The sequence below is a fragment of the Legionella tunisiensis genome (assembly GCF_000308315.1).
GTDB lineage: Bacteria > Pseudomonadota > Gammaproteobacteria > Legionellales > Legionellaceae > Tatlockia > Tatlockia tunisiensis.
Map to the genome: position 1 here is coordinate 1 of NZ_CALJ01000260.1, position 2121 is coordinate 2121.

Sequence of the window (2121 nt, forward strand, 5' to 3'; positions counted from 1 at the left end):
ACGCCTGAAATTCAGACTTTTGAGCCTTTGAGCTTATTTGCAACGGAGCCCCTATTTTCGACAGAACCGCCTGAGTTTGTATTGCTTTGATTGCTATATCTATTTGTAGAAAACATTGAATTTCTATTTTGAGTTATTGATTGTCTTAATTCTTGCATATTAGTCTCATTAAAATTAAGTGGCGGCGGCCGCCAATCTAAATCGAAATCAATATTAGGTTCAAAGTCTGTATGATTATAATCAAAAAATATATCCTCATTCTCCCAGCTATGATTGTCGCCATCTAACCCTATATTGTTATAATTAAAAGACATATCACTGGTGTCATTCAATGATTGATATAGATTAAGACCTTCATTATCTGCTACCCTTCTTTTTTAACCATTGGTTGACCATTTTCATCATCCTCTTCCCTATCTCTCTTATCATTTGTATTGCCTCTATTCACAGAGTCCAGCGTAGAAACATCTATTGATGGCACTAATGCTGCACTTCGTTCAGTTGTTGTTATGGCTGCATTAGAATTTTCAATTCTTCGCTTCAATACTCTCTTTGTGATTACCTCTAATTTAATAGACTCATCACCATCTTGAAATGATATCGATACTAACTTGCGCCCCTTGTAAGTTGGCTTATAAGAATTTAGATTTTGATTCAAATCTTCCGGCAATACCCCTTGGTATTCTATGCTTGTCTCAGGATAGACCCAGATTGGCTTACGGTAACGCAAAGTTGCTGCTGATACATGTTCTAGGGGAACGCTTTTCTCACCATCATAGAATGAAATCGATACCAACCTGCCTTTTTCATTATAAGTTGGGTGATAAGAACTTAAATTTTGACATAAGTCTTCCGGAAATGGTCCATGGTATTCTATGCCTGTGCTAAGGTAGACCCAGTGCAAATCAGCACGCCGACTCAAGGTTCTTGCTGTCACCTGTTCTAGAGTAATAACTTGCCGACCATCATAGAATGCAACCGATACTAACTTGCCTTTTTCATTATAAATTGGGTTATAAAAATTTAAATTTTGACATAAATCTTCCGGAAATGGCCCATGGTATTCTATACCCGTGCCAGGGTAGACCCAGTGCAAATCTGAATGCTGATTCAATGCAGTGGCCCCCACCTCTTCTAGAATAATGCCTGAACCAGCTTCTGATACATTAATCTGGTGAGCACCTCTATTATAAACAATAGCGTTTTGATTGGTTGTAGTGTTTATATTCATAGAGAGTTGAATGATTACAGCATTATCGGGATTGCTATTAAACGATTGAGTTATTCCTGGCGATATCTCAGTGTCATAATGGTTTTGCTCTCTTTGAATATAACCAGCGCTACTATTCTTAAAGGCTCCTTCAGAAAAAGCGCTTAACTGTGGAGTAGTGGCCAAATGAGGCGTTGCAATAAAATTTATGGCTTGTCCCGACGTTATTGGTGCAACTTCGGTTGTTGCTTTACTTCGCTGAATCAGCGTCTGCGTTGACACCTGTTCTAGATTAATATTTTGTCCATTAGCTGGGAGCGATATAGATACCAATATGCCATTTATGTAAGTAGGATTATATAAGTGTATATTTTGATATACATCTTCATTTAATGAAAATACGCATTTTTCCCCGGTTCCATGATAGACCCAGTGCAGGTCTGAACGCCTAAGAATTTCATCTGTTGTAATAAGCTCTAAATTAACAAACGAATCACCAGAATCAAAGGAAACTGATTTAAGGATGCCATTATTATAAGCCGAGTAATCAATACTTATATTTTGAAACAAACCATCCGGCAAAAAGCCATGGTATCTGACTCTAGTGCCAGGGTAAACCAAGTAATAATTGGACTGTATTTCCTTTAATGATTTAGTGAACATGTATAATATATAATCATAATTAAATTTAATTATGATTATATATTATACATGCTGAACTGTTAAGCCGGCACCGTCAACTTAACTTTTACTGACGCAAGAAAGATGAAAGCCCGATGAAGATTAAATTACGTAGTCCACCAATTCGTGGCCAATCGTGATGTTTTTCCCAGTTAGGGACGGGAATATAACGAGTAGCTCGCGTTTCCATTACAGTATTGTTATACATTGAAATATACCATCTCGATGGC

General features: G+C 37.2%; 2 protein-coding genes. Both read right to left on the reverse strand.

The window, feature by feature from the left end:
• Window positions 1–11: 11 nt before the first annotated feature.
• A complete protein-coding gene (locus BN58_RS15845; RefSeq protein ID WP_019217646.1) occupies window positions 12–332 on the reverse strand; it encodes a hypothetical protein in 321 nt (106 codons plus the stop codon).
• A gap of 32 nt (window positions 333–364) precedes the next feature.
• The gene (locus BN58_RS15850) at window positions 365–1792 is read right to left on the reverse strand and encodes a hypothetical protein (RefSeq protein ID WP_156812572.1); all 1428 of its coding nucleotides are present in this window, start codon (window positions 1790–1792) and stop codon (window positions 365–367) included.
• Between the last annotated feature and the right edge of the window lie 329 nt (window positions 1793–2121).